This is a genomic window from Pseudomonas sp. R3-41 (assembly GCF_054161485.1).
Genome location: NZ_CP096421.1, coordinates 441,673 through 464,624 on the forward strand (window position 1 = coordinate 441,673; position 22,952 = coordinate 464,624).

General features: G+C 63.5%; 22 protein-coding genes. 9 read left to right on the forward strand and 13 right to left on the reverse strand.

Features of this window, described 5'->3' with window-relative positions; all coding sequences use genetic code 11:
* Positions 1-13: 13 nt before the first annotated feature.
* Positions 14-757, reverse strand: a complete 744-nt coding sequence (locus tag M1D99_RS01965; protein ID WP_434573715.1) for a DUF2059 domain-containing protein — start codon at positions 755-757, stop codon at positions 14-16.
* A gap of 153 nt (positions 758-910) precedes the next feature.
* Here M1D99_RS01965 and M1D99_RS01970 point away from each other — a divergent pair, with 153 nt between their 5' ends.
* Positions 911-1,543: a 2OG-Fe(II) oxygenase gene (locus tag M1D99_RS01970; RefSeq protein WP_434573717.1), complete on the forward strand. Its 633-nt coding sequence runs from the start codon at positions 911-913 to the stop codon at positions 1,541-1,543.
* Between the two features lie 2 nt (positions 1,544-1,545).
* Positions 1,546-2,037, forward strand: coding sequence for a 2-thiouracil desulfurase family protein (locus tag M1D99_RS01975; RefSeq protein ID WP_434573719.1), 492 nt, complete (start codon positions 1,546-1,548; stop codon positions 2,035-2,037).
* 197 nt (positions 2,038-2,234) lie between these two features.
* Here M1D99_RS01975 and M1D99_RS01980 read toward each other — a convergent pair whose 3' ends face one another.
* On the reverse strand, positions 2,235-3,608 hold the full coding sequence (locus tag M1D99_RS01980) for a GTPase/DUF3482 domain-containing protein (RefSeq protein WP_458131319.1): 1,374 nt from the start codon (positions 3,606-3,608) through the stop codon (positions 2,235-2,237).
* Positions 3,601-4,968 carry a DUF2868 domain-containing protein gene (locus M1D99_RS01985; RefSeq protein WP_458131320.1) on the reverse strand — a complete coding sequence of 456 codons (1,368 nt, stop codon included), beginning with the start codon at positions 4,966-4,968 and terminating at the stop codon, positions 3,601-3,603. The genes M1D99_RS01980 and M1D99_RS01985 overlap by 8 nt, the downstream gene beginning before the upstream one ends.
* An 86-nt stretch (positions 4,969-5,054) precedes the next feature.
* On the opposite strand from M1D99_RS01985, the gene M1D99_RS01990 reads away from it, so the two are divergent.
* Positions 5,055-5,567 carry a dihydrofolate reductase gene (locus M1D99_RS01990; protein WP_186730226.1) on the forward strand — a complete coding sequence of 171 codons (513 nt, stop codon included), beginning with the start codon at positions 5,055-5,057 and terminating at the stop codon, positions 5,565-5,567.
* A gap of 114 nt (positions 5,568-5,681) precedes the next feature.
* Here M1D99_RS01990 and M1D99_RS01995 read toward each other — a convergent pair whose 3' ends face one another.
* Positions 5,682-7,073 (reverse strand): L-cystine transporter, encoded by a 1,392-nt coding sequence (locus M1D99_RS01995; protein WP_434573726.1) that lies wholly within the window; start codon positions 7,071-7,073, stop codon positions 5,682-5,684.
* Positions 7,074-7,315: 242 nt separating this feature from the next.
* Between M1D99_RS01995 and M1D99_RS02000 the strand changes: the two genes are divergently transcribed.
* The gene (locus tag M1D99_RS02000; protein WP_434573728.1) at positions 7,316-8,371 is read left to right on the forward strand and encodes an HAD family hydrolase; all 1,056 of its coding nucleotides are present in this window, start codon (positions 7,316-7,318) and stop codon (positions 8,369-8,371) included.
* Positions 8,372-8,606: 235 nt separating this feature from the next.
* Here the strand turns inward: M1D99_RS02000 and ilvD are convergent, their stop codons facing one another.
* The 3 genes from ilvD to M1D99_RS02015 all read right to left on the reverse strand — a co-directional run bounded on the left by ilvD (position 8,607) and on the right by M1D99_RS02015 (position 12,743).
* Entirely contained in the window at positions 8,607-10,448 is a 1,842-nt protein-coding gene (gene ilvD, locus M1D99_RS02005; RefSeq protein WP_434573729.1) for a dihydroxy-acid dehydratase, read from the reverse strand.
* Positions 10,449-10,895: 447 nt separating this feature from the next.
* Complete coding sequence (locus M1D99_RS02010) at positions 10,896-12,092, reverse strand: class I SAM-dependent rRNA methyltransferase (RefSeq protein WP_003206543.1); 1,197 nt, start codon at positions 12,090-12,092, stop codon at positions 10,896-10,898.
* A 111-nt stretch (positions 12,093-12,203) separates the two neighbouring features.
* Positions 12,204-12,743, reverse strand: coding sequence for a type 1 glutamine amidotransferase domain-containing protein (locus M1D99_RS02015; RefSeq protein WP_434573731.1), 540 nt, complete (start codon positions 12,741-12,743; stop codon positions 12,204-12,206).
* A gap of 233 nt (positions 12,744-12,976) precedes the next feature.
* On the opposite strand from M1D99_RS02015, the gene M1D99_RS02020 reads away from it, so the two are divergent.
* Genes M1D99_RS02020 through M1D99_RS02030 form a run of 3 tightly spaced genes read left to right on the forward strand, consistent with a single transcriptional unit; the run spans position 12,977 to position 15,009 of the window.
* Positions 12,977-13,792, forward strand: a complete 816-nt coding sequence (locus M1D99_RS02020) for an HDOD domain-containing protein (RefSeq protein WP_434576340.1) — start codon at positions 12,977-12,979, stop codon at positions 13,790-13,792.
* Between the two features lie 30 nt (positions 13,793-13,822).
* Positions 13,823-14,635 (forward strand): bifunctional DNA-formamidopyrimidine glycosylase/DNA-(apurinic or apyrimidinic site) lyase, encoded by an 813-nt coding sequence (gene mutM, locus M1D99_RS02025; RefSeq protein WP_186707547.1) that lies wholly within the window; start codon positions 13,823-13,825, stop codon positions 14,633-14,635.
* Positions 14,636-14,688: 53 nt separating this feature from the next.
* Complete coding sequence (locus M1D99_RS02030; protein WP_186707546.1) at positions 14,689-15,009, forward strand: multidrug transporter; 321 nt, start codon at positions 14,689-14,691, stop codon at positions 15,007-15,009.
* Positions 15,010-15,172: 163 nt separating this feature from the next.
* On the opposite strand, the gene M1D99_RS02035 is transcribed toward M1D99_RS02030, so the two are convergent.
* The 5 genes from M1D99_RS02035 to M1D99_RS02055 form a co-directional block, all read right to left on the reverse strand.
* A complete protein-coding gene (locus M1D99_RS02035; protein ID WP_003195146.1) occupies positions 15,173-15,424 on the reverse strand; it encodes a YfhL family 4Fe-4S dicluster ferredoxin in 252 nt (83 codons plus the stop codon).
* Between the two features lie 133 nt (positions 15,425-15,557).
* Positions 15,558-16,037, reverse strand: coding sequence for a pantetheine-phosphate adenylyltransferase (coaD, locus tag M1D99_RS02040; protein ID WP_003177462.1), 480 nt, complete (start codon positions 16,035-16,037; stop codon positions 15,558-15,560).
* A 239-nt stretch (positions 16,038-16,276) separates the two neighbouring features.
* Positions 16,277-17,872 carry a GMC family oxidoreductase gene (locus M1D99_RS02045; protein ID WP_434573737.1) on the reverse strand — a complete coding sequence of 532 codons (1,596 nt, stop codon included), beginning with the start codon at positions 17,870-17,872 and terminating at the stop codon, positions 16,277-16,279.
* 148 nt (positions 17,873-18,020) lie between these two features.
* Positions 18,021-18,566: a twin-arginine translocation pathway signal protein gene (locus tag M1D99_RS02050; protein ID WP_434573739.1), complete on the reverse strand. Its 546-nt coding sequence runs from the start codon at positions 18,564-18,566 to the stop codon at positions 18,021-18,023.
* 27 nt (positions 18,567-18,593) lie between these two features.
* A complete protein-coding gene (locus tag M1D99_RS02055; RefSeq protein ID WP_458131321.1) occupies positions 18,594-20,024 on the reverse strand; it encodes a coniferyl aldehyde dehydrogenase in 1,431 nt (476 codons plus the stop codon).
* Positions 20,025-20,172: 148 nt separating this feature from the next.
* Here M1D99_RS02055 and M1D99_RS02060 point away from each other — a divergent pair, with 148 nt between their 5' ends.
* Positions 20,173-20,844, forward strand: coding sequence for a TetR/AcrR family transcriptional regulator (locus tag M1D99_RS02060; RefSeq protein WP_060740184.1), 672 nt, complete (start codon positions 20,173-20,175; stop codon positions 20,842-20,844).
* A 34-nt stretch (positions 20,845-20,878) separates the two neighbouring features.
* Positions 20,879-21,733, forward strand: a complete 855-nt coding sequence (locus tag M1D99_RS02065; RefSeq protein ID WP_186707542.1) for a sulfurtransferase — start codon at positions 20,879-20,881, stop codon at positions 21,731-21,733.
* Between the two features lie 192 nt (positions 21,734-21,925).
* Here M1D99_RS02065 and M1D99_RS02070 read toward each other — a convergent pair whose 3' ends face one another.
* Positions 21,926-22,924 (reverse strand): hydrolase, encoded by a 999-nt coding sequence (locus M1D99_RS02070; RefSeq protein WP_434576342.1) that lies wholly within the window; start codon positions 22,922-22,924, stop codon positions 21,926-21,928.
* Positions 22,925-22,952: the final 28 nt, after the last annotated feature.

A 22,952-nucleotide genomic window follows, 5' to 3' on the forward strand; every position in this document is an offset into this window, starting at 1 on the left:
GCTGAAGATCTATCTACTGCCCGAGATCCTGCCCCACCGCCAACCCCGCCCGAATCGCCGCCAGGGCCGCCTGATAATAAGCCTGGCCCTCGGTCGATTCGGCGAAGGTGGCGAATTCTTCCAGCTCGGTATCCGTCAGGTCACGGTAGACGTACAGCAGCGTGTTGTTCAGGTCCGCGCCGATCTGTTCCATCAGGCGCTGGCGCTGGCCGTTGAGCATGCCCTGGGCCTGGCCGGCACCCAAGAGTCCCGGGATCATCGAGCTCAGGCTGTCGGCCGCCACGCCGGCGATCGCCAGGCTGACTTCGGCGCCGGCCTCGCGGGCGGGGAGGGCCTGGGCCAGGTGGCCGATGATCAACAGGCGGTTGTCGCTGGCTTGCATCTTCGGCAGGCCCTTGGCGTTTTTCGCCAATTGGTCGCGCCGGGTCGCCAGCAATTCGGCCGCCACGACCTTGCGGCCCAGGGGCGACTGGAAAAAGGCCAGGGCCGGGTTCGGGTCGCGAAGCTTGCTGCGTATCTGCGCCTCGGCCCGCTGGTCCATGGCCTGGGGAGCAAAACGTTGATTGCTGTTGTTGACCAGCGCCTGGAACACCGCCGGCGGCAGGCTGCTCTGGTAGCGTTGCTGGGCGGCGCTCAAGGCATCATTGAAATGCGCCCGCTGTTCCGGCCAGCCGGCGACCTTGTACAACTGGTCGTAGCTGTCTGCCCAGGCGGGCAAAACGCAGAACATCAACAGTGAGAAAAGCAAACGGCGCATAGGGACTCCTGTCAGCAGCCTACTATTCTCCGTGGGGTGTGGGGTCTTGTCGAGAATTCGTATCAAGTTCGTACGGCGGTGCTCTTGGAGGTAAAGAACCGACGCAGCGAACCCGCTGCGTGGCGCTGTCGGTTTTGCAGGCGCCGGCATACTATGCGCGCCATGCAAATACCTTCTGATCACCCGCTGCTGTTACGTATCGTCGACGACCTGGCCGAGCGCGGCTGGTCGCAGCAGAACCTCTTCCTGCCGGACGCGCTGACCCGCGCCCTGGCGGCCGAATGCCGCCAGCGTGCCGCCGAGGGTGAGCTGGCCCCGGCGGCGGTCGGACGCGGGCCGTTCTCGGAGATTCGCGAAGGGATCCGGGGTGATCGCATTCAGTGGATCGAGCCTGGCCAGGCGCAAGCCTGCGATCAATACCTGACACTGATGGATAGCCTGCGCGAGGCGATGAATCGCGGGTTGTTCCTGGGGCTGGAAGACTTCGAAAGTCATTTTGCCCTGTATCCACCCGGCGCGTTCTACCTCAAGCATGTCGACCGCTTTCGCGACGACGACCGGCGGATGGTGTCGGCGGTGCTTTATCTCAACGACGATTGGTTGCCGGAACACGGCGGCCAGTTGCGCATGTACCTGGAGGACGGCGTGGAGCGTGACGTGGTGCCCATCGGCGGTTGCCTGGTGGTGTTCCTGTCGGGGGACATCCCTCACGAAGTGCTGCCGGCCACCCGGGATCGCCTGTCCTTGACCGGTTGGTTCCGCCGTCGCGGCAACGAGGTGTTCTGACGATGGAAAAGATCCTGGTCAGCCGCTGCCTGCTCGGCCATCGCGTGCGCTACGACGGCGGTGCCAGCGGGCCGTTCGATCAACTCCAGCAATGGCTCGACCAAGGCCGGGTCGTACCGCTGTGCCCGGAAGTCGCTGGCGGCTTGCCCACCCCGCGTGCGGCGGCGGAGATTCCTGGGGGGCAGGGCGGGCAAGTGCTTGACGGTCAGGCCGCGGTGATCACCACCGATGGCGAAGATGTGAGCGCGCAATTTCTGTCAGGCGCGTATCAAGCGCTGGAGCAGGTGCGAGTTCACGGCATCCGCATCGCGGTGCTCAAGGCCAACAGCCCATCGTGTGGCAACCTGCTGACCTATGATGGGACGTTCAGTGGTGTGAAAGTCAGCGGCGAAGGGGTGACGGCGGCGTTGCTCAGGCGCCATGGCGTGCGGGTGTTCAGTGAGCTGGAGTTGCCTGAAGCGGCGGCGGCCCTGAAGGCCTTGAGCCACGAATAACTTCTGGCTGACCGCTTTTGTGGCGAGGGAGCTTGCTCCCGCTGGGCCGCGAAGCGGTCCTGAAACCTGACACTCCGGTGTGTCAGGCCAACCGCGTTCCGGCATTTTGGGGCCGCTTCGCAGCCCAGCGGGAGCAAGCTCCCTCGCCACAGGTTTTGTGTACTGCCAAAGGGTACTTGGCCAGAACCTTGTGTCGCTCAGAGCTGCTCGGCCAACTGCTCGATCTGCTCCTGCCGCTCCGCCTGGCTCAACCGCGGCTGGGGGTTGAGGGATGACCATTGCGGATGCGCCCGGGCCTTGTTCAGGGCTTCGGGCAGCTTGCCCTCGCGCCAAGTCTTGTCCTGGGGCGTGGCGATGCGGATGCTGTCCAGCGCCGCGTGGCCGCGCAGGTTGAGGGCTTGCAGCAACTGTCCTTGGCGCAGGGCCAGCAGGCGCAGCACGCTGTCGTCAACCGTCAGTTCCCGTTGCCCCTTGAGTTTGCCCATCAGCCGGTTGCCGTAGCTGCGGGCGGTTTGCAGGGTGCCGCCGACAATCGCCCCGGCCAGGGCGGCGGCGCCGAGGGTCAGGCCACCTACCAGCAAGTCCACCCCGGCACCGGCCGCCGCGCCCGCCGCGATCCCGCCGCCGACGCGTACACCCAGTTGCTTGAGGGTTTCGGGGTTGAACAGGTCATCGCCCCAGCGCCCGTCGAGCAGCGGCAGGTCGCCGGCGGCGGCGTCCTGGGGACGGAACGCGTAGAGCTGGAGCAGGGCTTCGACACAACGCTGTTCGCGTTGACGTACCGCGTTGCGCAATTCGCCAATGGCCTGGCGTTCCAGTTCGGTATCGCTGGCGACGCTGCGTCGGCAGGCGGCGCAGTCGATCAGCAGTTCGGCGATCAAGCGCGCCGCGCTCTGCTGGCGGGCCAGGCGTTGGGCCTGCTGGTCGGCGACCAGTCGCTGCAGTTGCCCACGGGCGCCTTCCAGCAACAACGCGAGGCTTTCATACAGGCGTCGCTCGCCGTCCTCGGGCGGGGCGACGCTGTCAAAGCGCACCAGGGCGTGCAACCCCAATCGCGCCAGGGCTTCGCGCCAGTCGGGTTCACGATGCTGGGCGCTGCTGACGAAATTCAGCACCGGCAGCAGCGGTTTGCCACAACTGGCGAGGACTTCCAATTCATCGCGGTACTTGGCCAGCACCGGTTCCCGGGCATCGATCACATACAAACCGGCGTCGCTGGCGAGCAATTGCCGCAGCACCTTGGCTTCCTGTTCGAAGCGTTGTCGCGCCTCGCTACCCTCGAGGAAGCGAGCCAGGCGCGCCGGGCCGTCGAGGCGTTCGCCAGGACGCTCCAGGCGCTCGAGGTAATCGAGCAGGGCGATGGCATCTTCCAGGCCCGGCGTGTCGTACAGCTCCAGCAACGCTTCGCCGTCCACCGACAGGCGCGCACCCTCGACATGCCGGGTGGTGCTTGGGCGGTGGGACACCTCGCCGAAGCCGACGTCGCGGGTCAAGGTCCGCAGCAACGAGGTCTTGCCCACGTTGGTGTGGCCGACCACGGCCAGTTTCAGCGGCTTCACGGGGTCAGTCATGGCCGCTCTCCAGCCAGTTCAAGGGCATGCAATCGGCGAACGGCAACTGCAACTGTTGCAGCGCGCTGTGCCAGTCGCCCAGGCGCTCGGCGTCCAGCGCTTCGCCGGGCGGCGCCTGCAACAGCCAGACGCGGGTGGCGCTGGCGCTGCGGGCCAGCTCGGCGATCAGCGCCAGGCTGCCACGGTCCGGCGAGCGACGTGGGTCACAGGCAATCGCCAGGCGTGTCGGCGGAAAACGCGACAGCTGTTCGAGGAGTTTGTGGCGCGACTCGCGGCTGTCGAGGATGCCGGCGCTTTTCACGGTTTCGGGCAGCTTGGGCGGCCAGGGCCGATCATCCAGTTCGATCGCCACCAACAGCGCGCCGTCGCTGTCCATCGCACTGACGGCACTTTCGACTCGATGCAAATGCGCGGGAGCGGCGTCGTTGACGCCCAGGCGTTCGCTGCTGGGCATCAGCCGTTCACGCAACTGGGCGTAGCCCGGCAGGTTCAAATCCAGGCGCAGCGTGGCGCGACCGCGTCGCCAGCGCCACAGGCACAGCAACGCCAGGCCCAGGCGCGGCAGCAGGCCATAGACCAGCAGCACGCCGACCAGCCAGGCGGCCCAGGCCTGACGGGCACTTTCGATGTCCAGCGCGGCGTCGCCACTGGCGCGGATCATGTCCTCTGTCGGCACGCTGAAGCCCAGCAGTGCCGGCAGTGCGCCGAGGGCCTGGGTCATGGCGACGAAGGTTTCGCTGCCCAGCAGGGTAGTTTCCCAGACGAAGCCATAGCGCCGGGTCGCCATCAGCAGCAGGACGATGACCAGCGCGCTGAGCATCGCCAGCAGCCACAGTCCATTGACCAACACACCGAGGGCCCAGCGACTGAGTTTATGCCGTTGCAGCAACAGCAGCAGGGCCGGCGCCAGTTGGGCGGCCTTGGCGTCGCGGGCGAGTTTTTCGCTGAGCCACAGCCACAGGCGGCCCAGTGCGGCACCTTGCTCACCGGCGAAGACCAGGCCCAGGACCCAGCCGATGAGCAGCACCAGATTCAATCCCAACAGGCTGCCCAAGGCCCAGAACACATTGACCGGTGCCTGGCCGTCACCGAGGGCGGCAAACCCGAGGCCGGCGCCGCTGATGACGGCGAGCAGCGCCAAGGCGATCAGCGCCAGGCGCGCCCCTTGCAGCCAATGGCGCAGGGCTTGCGTGAGGCCATCGCGCTCGGCCAGCCAACGGGCGCGCTGATGGATGCGGGCGGATAGATCGCCGCCTGACGCACGGGCCAGGCGATTGGCTTCCTGGTCTTGGAGCGGGCCGGCGTGCTCTTCACGCAGGCGGATCGTCTCGGTCAACCAGAGGTTCTGCAGTACTGTCACGGGGGCTTCCGTTGCTCGAATGAGGGTTGAGCATAACCGCTGTGATGCCTGTCGGGGTACGCCGGGCCTCTGGTATCCTCGCGGCCATGAACAAAACTCTCCCCCTAAGCCTGATCGCAGCCCTCGGTGAAAACCGTGTGATCGGCGTCGACAACAGCATGCCCTGGCACCTGCCGGGGGATTTCAAATACTTCAAGGCCACCACCTTGGGCAAGCCGATCATCATGGGGCGCAAGACCTGGGACTCCCTCGGTCGACCGCTGCCGGGGCGGCTGAACATCGTCGTCAGTCGCCAGCCGGGTCTGGTGCTGGAAGGTGCCGAGGTGTTTTCCACCTTGGAAGCCGCCGTGGCGCGGGCCGAGGCCTGGGCGCTGGAGCAGGGTATCGACGAATTGATGTTGATCGGTGGCGCCCAGCTCTATGCCCAGGCCCTGGAACAGGCGGATCGACTGTACCTGACCCGCGTGGCGCTGAGCCCTGAGGGAGATGCGTGGTTTCCTGAGTTCGATCCGAGCCAGTGGAAACGGGTCTCGAACCAGCCGAACCCGGCTGAAGGCGACAAGCCGGCCTATAGCTTTGAGGTGTGGGAAAAGCTTTAAAGCAAAAGCTTCGCGAGCAAGCCCGCTCCCACAGTCGACCGATTTTTCCTGGCACAACTCGGTTAACTGTGGGAGCGGGCTTGCTCGCGAAGGCGATTGATCAGGCGCCACCCATCAAGCGTGCACCAACTCCCCATGCTCCTGGGCATCAAGCAACGCCTTGTCCGTCTGCTGCATCACCTGGCTGGTAATCGCCCCGGCGGTGATCGAGCCGCTGACGTTCAACGCCGTACGCCCCATGTCGATCAGCGGTTCGACGGAAATCAGCAAGGCCACCAGCGACACCGGCAAGCCCATGGCCGGCAGCACGATCAGCGCGGCGAACGTCGCGCCGCCTCCGACCCCGGCCACCCCGGCCGAACTCAACGTCACGATCGCCACCAGTGTTGCGATCCACACCGGGTCCAGCGGGTTGATGCCCACGGTCGGTGCGACCATCACCGCCAGCATGGCCGGGTAAAGGCCGGCACAACCGTTCTGGCCGATGGTGGCTCCGAACGAGGCGCTGAAGCTGGCAATCGCCCGGGGAATGCCGAGGCGGCTGGTCTGGGCTTCGATGCTCAACGGGATGGTGGCCGCGCTGGAGCGGCTGGTGAAAGCGAAGGTCAACACTGGCCAGATCTTGCGGAAGAAGCGCAATGGGTTGATGCCGGCAGCGGACACCAATAGGCCATGAACCACGAACATCAGGCCCAGCCCGAGGTACGAAACCACGACAAAGCTGCCGAGCTTGATGATGTCCTGCAGGTTGGAACCGGCCACCACCTTGGTCATCAACGCCAGCACACCGTATGGCGTCAGCTTCATCACCAGGCGCACCAGGCGCGTCACCCAGCTTTGCAGGGTGTCGATCGCGTTGATCACTTTCTGGCCTTTCTCCACGTCATCCTTGAGCAACTGCAACGCCGCGACACCGAGGAACGCGGCGAAGATCACCACGCTGATGATCGACGTCGGCTTGGCCCGCGCCAGGTCGGCAAAAGGGTTCTGCGGAATGAACGAAAGCAGCAGTTGCGGGATGTTCAGGTCGGCGACCTTGCCGGCGTAGTCGCTCTGGATCACTTGCAGGCGCGCCAGTTCCTGGGTGCCGGCCACCAGGCCTTCGGCGGTGAGGCCGAACAGGTTGGTCAGGCCGATGCCGATCAGCGCGGCGATGGCGGTGGTGAACAGCAGCGTGCCAATGGTCAGGAAGCTGATCTTGCCCAGGGACGAGGCGTTATGCAGGCGGGCCACGGCGCTGAGGATTGAGGCGAAGACCAGTGGAATCACGATCATCTGCAGCAACTGCACGTAGCCGTTGCCCACCAGGTCGAACCAGCCGATAGAGGCCTTGAGCACCGGATTGCCGGCGCCATAAATCGTGTGCAGGGCGATACCGAACACCACGCCCAGCACCAGCGCCAGCAGCACTTTCTTGGCCAGGCTCCAGGTGCGGTGACGGGTTTGCGCCAGGCCGAACAGCAAGGCGAGGAACACCAGCAGGTTGAGGATCAGCGGCAGATTCATCAAAAGAGACTCCGATAAGACGTACCAGTCGCCCGAAGCCGCGACTGTGAGCCGGGAAGCCTAACAGCCTCATATCTAATGAATTAATACTAAAAAGGCATGTTGATTGTCGTTTATGGAATAAGGACTTGGCGTTTGCGGGTACGTCGCTGGCGTGATCAGGACGCAAGCGGTCGCGGCTGGGCGAGGACTGTCACACGCATTTGTTAGCGTCGAGTTCTTTGAACCCGGGAGAAATGCCGATGAAGCTCGCACCTCGTTTTCTCGCTGTCGCCTTGAGTCTTGGCCTCGTCGGCCAGGCACTTGCCACCGAACTCAAGCACTGGCCAGCGGAGCAGGCCAAGGCCTTGGACGCGATGATCGCCGCCAACGCCAACAAGGGTAACTACGCGGTGTTCGACATGGACAACACCAGTTACCGCTACGACCTTGAGGAATCGTTGCTGCCGTTCATGGAGAACAAGGGCCTCATCACCCGGGAAACCCTCGACCCGTCCTTGAAGTTGATGCCGTTCAAGGACACGGCCGACCACAAGGAAAGCCTGTTCAGCTATTACTACCGCTTGTGCGAAGTCGATGACATGGTCTGCTACCCGTGGGTGGCCCAGGTGTTCTCGGGCTTCACGCTCAAGGAGCTCAAGGGCTACGTCGATGAGCTGATGGCGTCCGGCAAGCCGGTGCCGACCACTTATTACGATGGCGACAAGGTGGTCGAGTACACCGTCAATCCACCGAAGATCTTCACCGGTCAGGCCGAGCTGTACAACAAGCTGATGGAAAACGGCATCGAGGTCTATGTCATGACCGCCGCTTCCGAAGAACTGGTGCGCATGGTCGCCGCGGACCCGAAATACGGCTACAACCTCAAGCCGCAGAACGTGATCGGCGTGACCACGCTGCTCAAGGACCGCAAGACCGGCGAGCTGACTACCGCGCGCAAGCAGATCACCAACGGCAAATATGACGAGAAGGCTAACCTTGGCCTGGAGTACACGCCGTACCTGTGGACCCCGGCAACCTGGATGGCCGGCAAGCACGCGGCGATCCTGACGTACATCGACGAATGGAAAAAACCGGTGCTGGTGGCGGGTGACACACCGACCAGTGACGGCTACATGCTGTTCCACGACGTGGACGTGGCCAAGGGCGGGATTCACCTGTGGGTCAACCGCAAGGACAAGTACATGACCCAGATCAACGGCATGATGGCCAAGCACGCCGCCGCCCAAGCCAAGGAAGGACTGCCAGTGACGGCGGACAAGAACTGGGTGATCGTCAAGCCTGAAGACATCCAATAACCCCCCGTCCCACAGGGATACCAAGGAACCTTGTGGCGAGGGAGCTTGCTCCCGCTGGGCTGCGTAGCAGCCCTAAAGTCAGCCCACGCATTGAGGGGAGGGACGAATTTTTGGGGCCGCTTCGCGACCCAGCGGGAGCAAGCTCCCTCGCCACGAAAGATGACTTGGCTCAAAGGGTCGAACTGAAGCCCAAAAAAATGCCCCGCACTTGGCGGGGCTTTTTTATGGGCAGCGCTTACAGGCCGTCAAGCATCGCCTTGTTACGCACCGCGCCCTTGTCGGCGCTGGTGGCGAGCAGGGCGTAGGCCTTGAGGGCCGTAGTGACTTTGCGCGGACGCACTTCCACCGGTTTCCAGCCCTTGTTGTCCTGTTCGATGCGGCGCCCGGCCAGTTCGTCGTCGCTGATCAACAGGTTGATCGAGCGGTTCGGAATGTCGATCAGGACCTTGTCGCCATCGCGCACCAGGCCGATGGCGCCGCCCGCCGCCGCTTCCGGCGAAGCGTGGCCGATGGACAGGCCCGAGGTGCCGCCGGAGAAACGGCCATCGGTCAGCAAGGCGCAGGCTTTGCCCAGGCCCTTGGATTTCAGGTAGGACGTCGGGTAGAGCATTTCCTGCATGCCCGGGCCGCCTTTCGGGCCTTCGTAGCGAATGATCACGATGTCGCCGGCCTTCACTTCGTCGGCGAGGATGCCGCGCACGGCGCTGTCCTGGCTCTCGAAAATCTTCGCATTGCCTTCGAACACATGGATCGACTCGTCGACGCCGGCGGTTTTCACCACGCAGCCGTCCAGGGCGATGTTGCCGTACAGCACGGCCAGGCCGCCTTCCTGGGAGTAGGCGTGTTCGACGCTGCGGATGCAGCCGTTTTCACGGTCGTCGTCCAGGGTTTCCCAGCGGGTCGACTGGCTGAACGCGGTTTGCGTCGGGATGCCCGCCGGGCCGGCCTTGAAGAAGTGATGCACGGCCTCGTCGGTGGTCTGGGTGATGTCCCACTTGGCGATGGCCTCGGCCATGGTCTTGCTGTGCACGGTCGGCAGGTCGGTGTGCAGCAGGCCGCCACGGGCCAGGGAACCGAGGATGCTGAAGATCCCGCCGGCACGGTGCACGTCTTCCATGTGGTACTTCTGGATGTTCGGCGCGACCTTGCACAGCTGCGGTACGTGACGGGACAGGCGGTCGATGTCGCGCAGGTCGAAATCAATCTCGGCTTCCTGGGCCGCGGCCAGCAAGTGCAGGATGGTGTTGGTGGAACCGCCCATGGCGATGTCCAGGGTCATGGCGTTTTCGAACGCCTTGAAGTTGGCGATGTTGCGCGGCAACACCGACTCGTCGTTCTCGACGTAGTAGCGCTTGCACAGCTCGACGATGGTCCGGCCGGCCTGCAGGAACAACTGTTCGCGGTCGCTGTGGGTGGCCAGGGTCGAACCGTTGCCCGGCAGGGCCAGGCCCAGGGCTTCGGTCAGGCAGTTCATCGAGTTGGCGGTGAACATGCCGGAGCACGAACCGCAAGTCGGGCAAGCGCTGCGCTCATACTCGGCAACCTTCTCGTCAGAAGCGCTGGAGTCGGCGGCGATCACCATGGCGTCGACCAGGTCCAGGCCGTGGCTGGCGAGCTTGGTCTTGCCGGCTTCCATCGGACCGCCGGAGACGAAGATCACCGGGATGTTCAGGCGCAGGGCGGCCATGAGCATGCCGGGGGTGATCTTGTCGCAGTTGGAAATGCACACGATGGCGTCGGCGCAGTGGGCGTTGACCATGTATTCGACCGAGTCGGCGATGATCTCGCGGCTCGGCAGCGAATAAAGCATGCCGTCGTGGCCCATGGCGATGCCGTCGTCCACGGCGATGGTGTTGAATTCCTTGGCAACGCCGCCGACGCGTTCGATTTCCCGGGCAACCAGTTGGCCGAGGTCCTTGAGGTGCACGTGACCTGGTACGAACTGGGTGAAGGAGTTGGCAATGGCGATGATCGGCTTCTTGAAGTCGTCATCCTTCATCCCCGTGGCGCGCCACAAGGCACGGGCGCCGGCCATGTTGCGGCCATGGGTGGATGTTTTCGAGCGGTAATCAGGCATGGAGCACTCCGGGCGGCTAATCAGGTACTTATCAGGTATCAATGGGGAAGTGAGCTTCTGTCGACGTCTGGAGCACCCGGGTTTGGCCGTGTGTCCGCAAGTGGCCGATGACTTTGCAGGATCGCTGCGCGCCTCGGCATGAGCTCATAAACCCGCCGGGGATGAATGGCGATGAATGCCACGATTCTACACCGCTGGCGCCAGGATGAAATGACGCAAAGCGCTGATCGGACGCCAATGTCGTGCGCGGGATGACGACTGGCAGGGTTCAGCCGACTAACAGGCCCCTGCCACGCTGCCGGACCTGGGGGGCAACAGCGGGGCCGGGGTTGATCTTTTGAGCGGAGGCTTATTCAGACGCGCAAAAAAAATCGCAGCCAAGGCTGCGATCAGGATGCAATTGGAGTGTGCGGGGCACAGCGCTATTGGCCCTGGCCCCGCCTGGCCTCAGCTGTTGGGCAACAACCGGCAGGTGATGCTCTTGATATAGCGGGTTTCGGCGATGGCCGGGTGTACCGGGTGGTCTGGCCCCTGGCCGCCGCGTTCGAGCAGTTGGATGTTGCGGTCCAGGTGACGGGCGCTGGTCAGCAGGATGTTTTGCAGGTCGTCTTCGGGCAGGTGCATCGAGCACGATGCGCTGACCAGGATGCCGTCCTTGCTGAGCAGGCGCATGGCTTGCTCGTTGAGGCGGCGATAGGCGCCTTCGCCGTTCTTCAGGTCTTTCTTGCGTTTGATGAAGGCCGGTGGGTCGGCGACGATCACGTCGAAGCGCTCTTCGCTGGCCTTGAGCTCCTTCAGGGCCTCGAAGACGTCGCCTTCGATACAGGTCAGCTTCTCGGCGAAGCCGTTCAGCGCGGCGTTGCGCTCGACACCGTCGAGGGCGAAGGCCGAGGCGTCGACGCAGAACACTTCACTGGCGCCGAACGCCGCGGCTTGCACGCCCCAGCCGCCGATGTAGCTGAACAGGTCCAGCACGCGCTTGCCCTTGGCGTACGGGGCCAGGCGCGCGCGGTTCATGCGGTGGTCGTAGAACCAGCCGGTTTTCTGGCCTTCCATGACCGGCGCCTCGAACTTCACGCCGTTCTCTTCCAGGGCGACCCATTCCGGCACCAGGCCGAACACGGTCTCGACGTAGCGGTTCAGGCCTTCGGCGTCGCGGGCGGCGGAGTCGTTCTTGAACAGGATGCCGCTGGGCTTGAGCACTTGAGTCAGGGCGGCGATCACGTCGTCCTTGTGGGCTTCCATGGTGGCCGAGGCGATCTGCACCACCAGGATGTCGCCGAAGCGGTCGACCACCAGGCCCGGCAGCAGGTCGGAGTCGCCGTAGACCAGGCGATAGAACGGCTTGTCGAACAGCCGCTCGCGCAGGGACAACGCCACGTTGAGGCGATGCACCAGCAGGGATTTGTCCAGCGGCAGCTTCACGTCACGGGACAGCAGCCGGGCGCAGATCAGGTTGTTAGGGCTCATCGCAACGATGCCCAACGGCTTGCCGCCGGCGGCTTCGAGGATGGCCTGGTCGCCGGCCTTGAAGCCGTGCAGGGGCGTGGCGGCTACATCGATTTCGTTGCTGTAGACCCACAAGTGGCCGGCGCGCAGGCGACGGTCGGCGTTGGCTTTGAGGCGCAGGCTAGGCAGGGACATGACGTCGCTCCGGAAAAAAGAGCGGGAGTATACCGTGTTGCAACCTTGGCGGGGCTTGCGGTGGACATGTGGTGAGGGAGTGGGCTCCCTCGCCACGGTGTCGAGCATGCTTCAAGCGGACAACGCGTTGAGCAACTCGCGGTTAAAGGCCGGGATGTCATCAGGCTGGCGGCTGCTGATCAACGTGCCGTCCTTGACCACTTCCTGGTCGACCCAGTTCGCGCCGGCGTTGACCAGGTCATCCTTGAGGGTCTTGTAGCTGGTCATGGTCTTGCCCTTGACCAGCCCGCTCGATACCAGCAGCCAGCCGCCATGGCAAATCACCGCGATGGGCTTTCTCGCCGCTTCGAAGCCCTTGACCAGTTTCTGGGCGTCGGGGTCGATGCGGATGGTGTCGGAGTTCTGCACGCCACCGGGCAGCACCACGGCGTCGTACTGCTCGACATTGGCGGCCTTGAAGGTCAGGTCGATCGGGAAGTCGTCGGCCGGCTGGTCATGGTTCCAGCCTTTGACCTGGCCTTCGCGGGCCGAAACGATGTCCACCTTGACGCCGGCCTGTTCCAGCGCCTGTTGGGGGCCGGTCAGTTCGGCTTGTTCAAAACCGTCGGTCACCAGGATGGCGACACGTTTATTGTTCAGGGAGCCAGGCATGAAAAAATCTCCTCAAGCTGAGTGGCTGGGTTGCCGACTAAAGCCTGTATGCAGGCTCGGCTGTCGGCCCTGTAAAGTCCGAAGCCGATGCCTGAAGGAAAGTTCCGCCGATCTCCCTTGCGGTGTATCGGATCCATCTTTAAGGGTTAGAATCCCCGCCTGACCCAGAGTGTGTACTCATGTCCAAAGAGCTTACTGCCGAACAGATCCAACAGTCCTTGCAAGGCATCAGCGTGCCGCCCCAGCCGCAGATCATGGTGGATCTGCAGATGGAGCAGTACATGCCCGACCCGGACCTGGAGACCATCGCCAAGTTGATTTCTCAGGACCCGGGCCTTTCCGGGGCCTTGCTCAAGATCGTCAACTCGCCGTATTACGGCCTGCGCAACAAGATCACCTCGATCCAGCGCGCGGTGAACCTGCTGGGCAGCCGTTCGATCATCAACCTGATCAATGCGCAGTCGATCAAGGGCGAGCTGCACGACGACGCCATCGTCACCCTGAACCGCTTCTGGGATACCGCCCAGGACGTGGCGATGACCTGCCTGACCCTGGCCAAGCGCGTTGGCCTGGAAAACGGTGACGAAGCCTATGCCCTGGGGTTGTTCCACGATTGTGGCGTGCCGTTGATGCTCAAGCAGTTTCCCAGCTACATGGGCGTGCTGGAAGAGGCCTACGCCAGTGCCAGCGCCGAGTGCCGGGTGGTGGACACCGAGAACCGCGTGTTCAATACCAACCATGCGGTGGTCGGTTACTACACTTCCAAGTCCTGGCGCCTGCCGGATCACGTCAGCCAGGCCATTGCCAACCACCACAATGCCCTGGCGGTGTTCAGCGACGAGTCTTCACGCAACAACAGCCCGCTGAAAAACCTGCTGGCGATCCTGAAGATGTCCGAGAACATCTGTGCCTCCCACCGGGTACTCGGCAATCAGGCCGAAGACCACGAGTGGGAGAGCGTCGGGGGCATGGTGCTCGACTACATCGGTTTGTCGGAATACGACTTCCAGACCCAAAAACAGGAAATTCGCGACCTCGCCTCCCGTTGAGCGCGCGGCTTCGCCTGACGCGAGAACCCCATGCCAGAACTGCCGGAAGTCGAAACCACCCGTCGCGGCATCGCGCCCCATCTTGAAGGCCAGCGGGTCAGTCGCGTGGTGGTCCGTGACCGCCGCCTGCGCTGGCCGATCCCGGAAGATCTCGACGTGCGGCTCTCGGGCCAGCGCATCGTGCAAGTGGAGCGGCGGGCCAAGTACCTGTTGATCAATGCCGAGGTCGGCACGTTGATCAGCCACCTGGGCATGTCCGGCAACTTGCGCCTGGTGGAGGTCGGCATGCCCGCCCTCAAGCATGAGCACGTGGACATCGAGCTGGAGTCGGGCCTGGCCTTGCGCTACACCGACCCTCGGCGTTTCGGCGCGATGCTCTGGAGCCTCGACCCGCTCAATCACGAGTTGTTGATTCGCCTCGGTCCCGAGCCGTTGACCGACCTGTTCGATGGCGAGCGGTTGTTCCAGCTTTCGCGAGGGCGCTCCATGGCCGTCAAGCCGTTCATCATGGACAACGCAGTGGTGGTGGGCGTGGGCAATATCTACGCGACCGAGGCGCTGTTCGCCGCCGGGATCGACCCGCGCCGGTCAGCCGGAGGCATTTCCCGGGCGCGTTACCTGAAGCTGGCGATCGAGATCAAGCGCATCCTCGCCCATGCCATCGAGCGCGGTGGCACCACGTTGCGGGACTTCATCGGTGGGGACGGCCAGCCGGGCTATTTCCAGCAGGAGCTGTTTGTCTATGGCCGGGGCGGGGAACTGTGCAAGGTCTGCGGCACGGGGCTGCGGGAAATCCGCCTGGGCCAGCGCGCCAGCGTCTGGTGCCCTCGCTGCCAGAGCTGATCGGTCCTACGGTCTATAGTCAGTATTAACTGATTTAGCCGAAGGATCGCCCGATGAAATTGCTTCGACCTGTCGCTTTAGCGCTGCTGCTGAGTGTTGGTTTGCCTGCCCAGGCCAACAGTGGCAGCGGCGACCCGCGCTACACCATCCAGAATCCGCCGGCTTTTGCCATGATCGGTGATCTGCTGATCGCCCGCCCACTGCTGCTCGCCGCCACGGTGATCGGGGCGGGGGCGTTCGTGGTGTCGTTGCCCTTTACCGCGCTGGGCGGTGGGGTCGGCGATGCGGGGAAGGCGCTGGTGGTGGACCCGGCGAAAGCCACGTTTGTGCGATGCCTGGGGTGTGTGGGGGAGGGGTTTGAGCGGCAGGAGTGAAGGTCGACAGTTATATCTGGGTGGTTGCTGAGGGCCTCTTCGCGAGCAAGCCCGCTCCCACAAGGGATGTGCTTATGACACAAATCATGTGAACACAGTCGATTTCTGTGGGAGCGGGCTTGCTCGCGAAGTCGTCGGTACAGACGCTACAAAACCACCTGGCTCAAGCCTTGCCAGTGATCTTGCGATATTTCTCCATCAACTGCTCTTCCGTCTCTGGATGAGCCTCGTCCAGCGGGATGCAATCCACTGGGCAAACCTGCTGGCACTGGGGTTCGTCGTAATGGCCGACGCACTGGGTGCACAGGTTCGGGTCGATGACGTAGATTTCCTCGCCTTGGGAAATGGCGGCGTTCGGGCACTCGGGTTCGCAGACGTCGCAATTGATGCAGTCGTCGGTGATGATCAGGGACATGCAGGCTCCTGCCGGGGCGTTGGGCCCGGGCATCTGAAAACGTATGGGCGCAATTGTGCCGCATTGACGAGCGCAGTGCACGCGGGCGCGATGGACTGCGCTGTGCTGCGAGGCGGCTCGCAGTACCCGCCAGCTATTTCTTGAAGCGCAGCGTCAGCGCATCGGCCACGGCCGGGTGGACGAACTTGGTGATATCACCGCCCAACGCCGCAATTTCCCGCACCAAGGTCGAGGAAATGAACGAGTAGCGTTCCGACGGCGTCAGGAACAGGCTTTCGACGTCCGGTGCCAGCTGGCGGTTCATGTTGGCCAGTTGGAACTCATACTCGAAGTCCGAGACCGCGCGCAGGCCGCGCAGGAACACGTTGGCGTTCTTTTCCTTGGCAAAGTGGGCCAGAAGCGTCGAGAAGCCGACCACTTCCACGTTGGGCAGGTGTTTGGTGACCTCGCGGGCCAGCTCCACACGTTGTTCCAGCGGGAACAGCGGATTTTTCTTCGGGCTGGCGGCGACGGCAATGATCACATGGTCGAACAGGCGCGCGGCGCGTTCGACCAGATCGCCATGGCCCTTGGTAATAGGGTCGAAGGTACCTGGGTACAACACTCGGTTCATCGCGTCGTCCTGGCGGGAGTCCGTTGGGGAGTCGGATGGTATCGCAGCCTTCTCGGTCGGCCAAGTCGGCTGTTGCGTAAGAAAGCACTATAGACGCTGCGAATAACCCGGATATCCAGACGTTCGGTAAGCCTGTGGCGAGGGAGCTTGCTCCCGCTGGGCTGCGCAGCAGACCCATTTTGTGAGCGCTTCGCGCTCAAGCGGGAGCAAGCTCCCTCGCCACGGTTTCAATACAGGGTTCATGGGTTTTTCAGGCGTTCGGCCAGGGCCGTCGCCAGTTGTGCGGTCAGCCCGTACACCGACAACTGCGGGTTGGCGCCGATGCTGGTGGGGAACAGCGAGCCGTCATGGATCGACAGGTTGCCCAGTTGGTGGTGGCGGCCCAGGCTGTCGGCGACAGCGGTTTTCGGGTCTTCGCCCATGGCGCAGCCACCCATCACGTGGGCACTGCCCAGGCGCGTGCGATACAAGGCCAGGTCGAGTCCGTCGATCAGTGTGCGGGCTTCGGCCAGGGTCTTCACGTAGTGGGCATCGCTATGGGCGGGCATGACCGCCTTGGCGCCGCCGGCGAATTGTATTTCGGCCATGCTGTGGAAAGCCCGGCGCAGGCCATCCCAGGTATACGGCGAAACGGGGTAGTCGAGCACGGGCGTGCCGTCGCTGCGCAACTCGACGTTGCCGCCGGGACTGTCCGGGTGAAAACCGTCGCGCAACAGCGCCAGCATGGCGTGGGTATGGGGCAGTTGGGCCATGTGCACGGCGTTCTCGGCGCCGAACCCGCCCAATAACGTGGTGGCGAGGGCCGGGTGCAGGGGCGGGACTTCGAGCTTGTAGGCCATCTTGCCGGTAGTCCCGTCCTGCCATTGGAAATGATCCGAATAAATCGATTGCGGCGCGCCGTAGAACGGATTGATGACCTCGTCGAATTGCCCGACGGACATGTTTACCAAGTGCAGGAAGGTGCGCTTGCCCACGCGTTCGTGCGGGTCTGGCGCCTCGGAGCGCAACAGCAGGCCCGGGCTGTTGATGCCACCACCCGCCAGCACGTAGTGCCGCGCCTTGACGGTGATGCGCCGCCCGGTCGGCGCCACGCAACGTTCGTCCATGGCTTGGCACTCGATGCCGACCACCGCGTCGTTCTTGATCGTCAGGCGCTCGGCCCGCGCCAGGTAAAGCAGCGCGCCACCCTTGTCCAGCGTGGCCGGGATGGTGGTGACCAGCATCGACTGCTTGGCGTTGGTCGGGCAGCCCATGCCGCAATAACCCAGGTTCCAGCAACCGCGGACGTTGCGCGGGATGACGTGCCAGGCGTAGCCCAGTTGTTCACAGCCTTTGCGGATCACGTCGTTGTTGGCGTTGGGCGGAACGAGCCACGGCGCCACGCCCAGGCGTTGTTCCATCTGCGCAAACCAGGGTGCCATGTCAGCACGGCCGTGGCCCTTGACGTTGTGCTCGGCGGCCCAATGGTCGAGGGTCTGGTCGGGCGTGCGGAAGCTGGAGGTCCAATTGATCAGCGTCGTGCCGCCGACGGCCCGGCCCTGGAGAATGATAATGGCGCCGTCCTTGCTCATGCGCCCGAGGCCTTCCTGGTACAGGCTGCTGTAGGCCTGGTCTTCGAGCAGCTTGAAGTCATGGCTGGTCTTGAGCGGCCCTTCCTCGATCAGCAACACACGGTAGCCGGCGGCACTGAGGATTTCCGCCGTGGTCCCGCCACCGGCACCGCTGCCGACGATGGCCACGTCCGCTTCCAGGGTCAGGTCTTCGGTCAGCTGCGCGCCGTTGTAGGTGGTCCAGCCACGGGCGAGGCCTTCGCGGAAGGGATCGGGTACGGGCATGTTCAGGGCTCTCTTATTGTTATGTGTCGACGATGAGGAACCCTGTGGAAGCGGGCTTGCTCGCGAAGGCGGCTGTACATTCAACATTTATGCAAGCTGACACACCGCCTTCGCGAGCAAGCCCGCTCCCACAGGATCTCACTGGCTTTCAAATCTTGGGCGGTCCTGGATACCCGCAACGCGCCCAGGACTCGGGGCGGCTGTACCAGGCCATCATCAGCAGTTGCAGCAATGAGCTGTGGCCTTGGCGCAGCAGGTCCAGAGAACTGTTTTCCCACCGGGCGAGGAACTGGCGGATGTCATCGGCGCTGGCGTTCTCCCACGTGCCCCAGACCCCGGTCAGTGGTCCACGGGTAATGCCAAGGGTGAGCACATCGAACAGCTGATGCGTGAGCTTGAGCATGGCGGGGGACAAGTGGGCCAGGCCGTTGTCCAGGCTTTTCAGGGTTTCGTCAGTGGCGGCAGGGATTCGTTCGGGGGTCACTGCGCCCTCCAGCATCACGGGGATGACGCTGCGTAGAAATGGCAGGTCGCTGTCGCGCAGGGCGATCAAGCCCGCGGCCGGTTGGCTTGGCGAGCAACCGCTCAGGCTGACGCCGAGCCCGACGGTGGCCAGGAAGGCGCTGGCGCCGAGGCTGAATTTCAGCAGGCCGCGCCGTGACAGCGCGGGGGTATCGATGAGGCTTGGGTTCATTATTGTTATTACCCGGCAAGAGACGCGTCAGCGGACAAACAGCTTCTGGATCAGTTTCTGCAACGGCTTGCCATAGGGTGGATAAATCAGCTTCGCCGCGTTGAACCGCTGTTTGGTCAGCACGCCCTTGGCCTTGCTGAAGGTCAGGAAACCCTCATGCCCGTGGTAGTGCCCCATTCCCGAGGGCCCGATGCCGCCGAATGGCATGTCATCCTGGGCGACATGCAGCAGCGTGTCGTTCAGGCAGACGCCGCCGGAATGGGTTTCGTGGAGCACGCGATGCTGTTCGGCCTTGTTGTAGCCGAAGTAGTAGAGCGCCAGCGGGCGGGGTCGCTGACTGATGTAGGCAAACGCCTGGTCGAGATTGTCATAAGGCACGATGGGCAGCAGCGGGCCGAAGATCTCGTCCTGCATGACGTTCATCTCATCGTTGACGTTGAGCAGCAGGCTGTGGGCCATGCGGCGACCCTGGCCTTGCTCGAACAGCTCGATCAGCAACGCGCCTTTGCTGGTGGCGTCGCCGATGTAGCCGTTGAGCCGCGCCAGTTGTCGTTCGTTGATGACGGCGGTGTAGTCCGGGTTGTCCGCCAGGGTCGGATAAAACCCTCGAACCGCCTCGCGATAGGCCTCGACGAACTCGCCGACGCGGTTCTGCGGCACTAGCACATAGTCCGGGGCGACACAGGTTTGCCCGGCATTCAGGGTTTTGCCGAAGGCAATGCGTTCGGCGGCGTCCTTGATCGGTACATCGACCGACACGATGGCCGGCGATTTCCCACCCAGCTCAAGGGTGACAGGCGTCAGGTTTTCGGCAGCGGCGCGCATGACATGCTTGCCAATGCTGGTGGCGCCGGTGAACAACAGGTGATCGAAGGGCAACTTGGAAAACGCCATGCCCACGTCCGCCTCGCCCAGCACCACGCACACCAGGTCCTGGGGGAAGACCCGGGCCAGCAATTGCTTGAGCAGCAAGCCGGTCGCCGGTGTCGATTCGCTGAGCTTGAGCATCACCCGATTGCCCGCCGCCAGTGCCCCTACCAGCGGCCCGATGGCGAGGAACAGTGGGTAATTCCACGGGACGATGACCCCGACCACGCCCAACGGCTGATAGATCACTTTGGCGGACGCCGGTTGAAAGGCCATGCCCACCTTGCGCCGGGAGGGCTTCATCCAACCCTGGAGGTGACGGCTGGCGTAATGAATGCCATGCAGGCTCGGCATCAGCTCGGCCAGCAGTGTTTCGTCGGCGCTGCGGTGGCTGAAGTCCTGGCTGATGGCGTCGATCAAGGCTTGGCGTTCGTTGCTTAATACCTCCCGCAGTGCCTTGAGCCATTGGCGGCGCTGTACGGCCGGTGGCATCGGGTGGGCGGCGTAGGCCTGGCGCTGGGCATCGAAGCGCGACCGCAGCTCGTCCAGTTGTTGTTGAGACTCGTGCAGGTAGGCCACGTCGGCAGGCATCGTCAGGCACCAGATATTATTAGAGTGGGTGTTTTTTAGAGCTTATACTCTAAAAAGTCAATGACATCCTTAGCGGCTTTGGGTTTTTCCTGTGGCGGATAGGTCGTAAGATGCCGTTCAATGCTTTCGTCGAATTAAAGCCCAAACCATGGCCCCACGAATGAAAACCAGCGAGCGCATCGTGCAAAACAGCCTCGAGCTGTTCAACCAACAGGGTGAGCGTAGCGTCAGCACCAATCACATCGCCGCCCACATGGACATGTCCCCGGGCAATCTCTATTACCACTTCCCCAACAAGCAGGCGATTATCGCCGTGCTGTTCAGTGAGTATGAGAACCTGGTGGACAGTTTCCTGCGACCGCCCCAGGGCCGGGCGGCGACAGTGGATGACAAACGCTTTTACCTGCAGGAACTGCTGGCGGCCATGTGGCGCTATCGCTTCCTGCACCGGGACCTGGAGCATCTGCTCGACAGCGATCCGGACCTGGCGGCCCGCTATCGGCGGTTTTCCCAGCGCTGCCTGATCCACGGCACCGCCATCTACGAGGGCTTCGTTGCCGCCGGTATCCTGAAGATGGACCGGGTGCAGATCGAATCCCTGACCCTCAACGCCTGGATCATCCTCACGTCCTGGGTGCGGTTCTTGTGCACCACGCGGGAAAATTTCAGCCACCTGAGCGAGCAGGCCATCAAGCGTGGCGTCTATCAGGTGCTGGTGCTGGAGGCCGGTTTCGTGACCGATCAGGCCCGCGAGGCGGTGGATGCACTGTTCAAGGAATATTACGTCCCGCTGGCCCAGACCCTGGAGGAAGGGCAGTAGGAATCGATCCCCGATTTAGTCACAGGAGCTCACCATGCCCATCGCGCAACTCATCAGCCCCCAAGCCCTCGAACAGCGGCGATCCCAGCCCGGGCTGGTGATCCTCGATTGCCGTTTCGCCCTGGAAGACCCGGATTACGGTCAGCGCAGTTATGCCGAGGGCCACATTGCCGGGGCGTCTTTCGCAGACCTTGAGCGCGACTTGAGTGGAGCGGTGACAAAGGGCGTGACCGGGCGTCATCCGTTGCCCGAGCCCGAGGCGTTGATCGAGCGTCTCAAGACTTGGGGGCTGGATAACGACAGCGAGGTCGTGCTGTACGACGACGGTCCCGGCGCCTATGCCGCGCGGGCCTGGTGGTTGCTGGCCTGGCTGGGCAAGCGCGACGGCGTGTACATCCTCGACGGTGGGCTCAAGGCCTGGCATGCCGCCGGCTTGCCCCTGAGTCTTGATCCGCCGCAGAACGGTCGTGGGACCTTCAGCGGTGCGCCGGACGCGAGTTTGTTGATCGATGCGCAAGCCCTGCAACAACGCCTTGGCGAGCCGGCCATGACTTTGCTGGATGCCCGGGCCTTGCCGCGTTTCAAGGGCGAAGTCGAGCCGATCGACCCGATAGCCGGGCATATCCCGGGCGCCCAGTGCGCAGCGTTCACGGACAACCTGGGCGCCGATGGCCGCTTCCTGCCGGCCGAACAGCTCAAGCAACGCTTCGCCGAAAAACTGGGCGAGCGTTCGCCCACCGAACTGGTGGCGTACTGCGGCTCCGGCGTGACGGCGTGTCATAACCTGTTTGCCTTGTGCCTGGCAGGCTATCCGTTGGGACGGCTGTATGCCGGCTCGTGGAGTGAGTGGATCAATGATCCACAGCGGGGCGTGGCGAAGGGCGAATAACGAACACCCGGAATCGATATGGGTGAACACCAGACTGGTGGACACCCCGGAAAAAATTGTGGGAGCGGGCTTGCTCGCGAAGACGGCGGTACATCCAACATTAATGCAATCTGACCCACCGCTTTCGCGAGCAAGCCCGCTCCCACAGGGGATTCGTTTTGTCTGCAGATCCTTTTACTGCCCTTGCCACGCTCAGCCGCGCCCCAGGCTGGCCAGCCAATGGGGAATCCGCCGCTCCAGGTAATACCCGGGGCGCCGCAAGGTTCCGTCGACAAACCCCACATGCCCACCCCGGGCGTGCAATTCAATCCGGGTCGAGGCCGATAATTCGCCCGGTTCGGGCAGGCTGTGGGGGAAGACAAAAGGATCGTCGGCGGCCTGGATGACCAGGGTCGGCGTGCTGATAGCTGCCATGAAATAGCGGCTGGAGGCGCGGCGGTAGTAATCCGCTGCATCGGAGAACCCATGCAGCGGCGCCGTTACCCGGCCGTCAAAGTCCCAGAAGGTGCGCATGTTCTCCAGCGGGCCCAGCGCCGCCAGGGTCGCCAGGCCTTCGTGACGTCCGTCGTGCAGAAACTGGCGTTGCTTGTTGCGCACATAGGCCACCAGTTGTCGCATGAAATGCGCCTGGTAGAGCTTGGAGAATCCCTGGCCGATGCGATCGGCGCACTGGTCGAGGCGAAACGGTACCGAGACCGCCACCGCCCCTTGCAACTGGCTGTCGCCGCCGGTTTCCCCCAGGTGCTTGAGCAACACATTGCCGCCCAACGAATAGCCCACCGCAAACAGCGGCGCCAAGGGGCGTCGGGCGCGCAAATGGGCGATGGCGGCGGCCAGGTCTTCGCTGACGCCCGAATGATAGCTGCGGGGCAGCAGGTTCGGCTCACCCGAGCAGCCGCGCCAGTTCAACGCCGCACTGGCCCAGCCCTGGCGACCGAGCGCCTGCTGCAACCCGGCCACGTAGGGCGAATTGGAAGAGCCGGTCAGCCCGTGCAGCACCAGCACCAAGGGTGCCTCGGCGCTGTGGGGGCCATGCCAGTCGAGGTCGAGGAAATCGCCGTCTTCCAACCACAAGCGCTCGCGTTGGCGCGCGATGTGGGTGGTCGGGCGCCACAAGGGGCCCCACAAGGTTTGCAGGTGCGGATTGCCAAGGCCCGGAGCAGGGACGAAACGTTCAGGTGCGGCGGACATCATTATTATTCTCGATGTACGGGTCAGC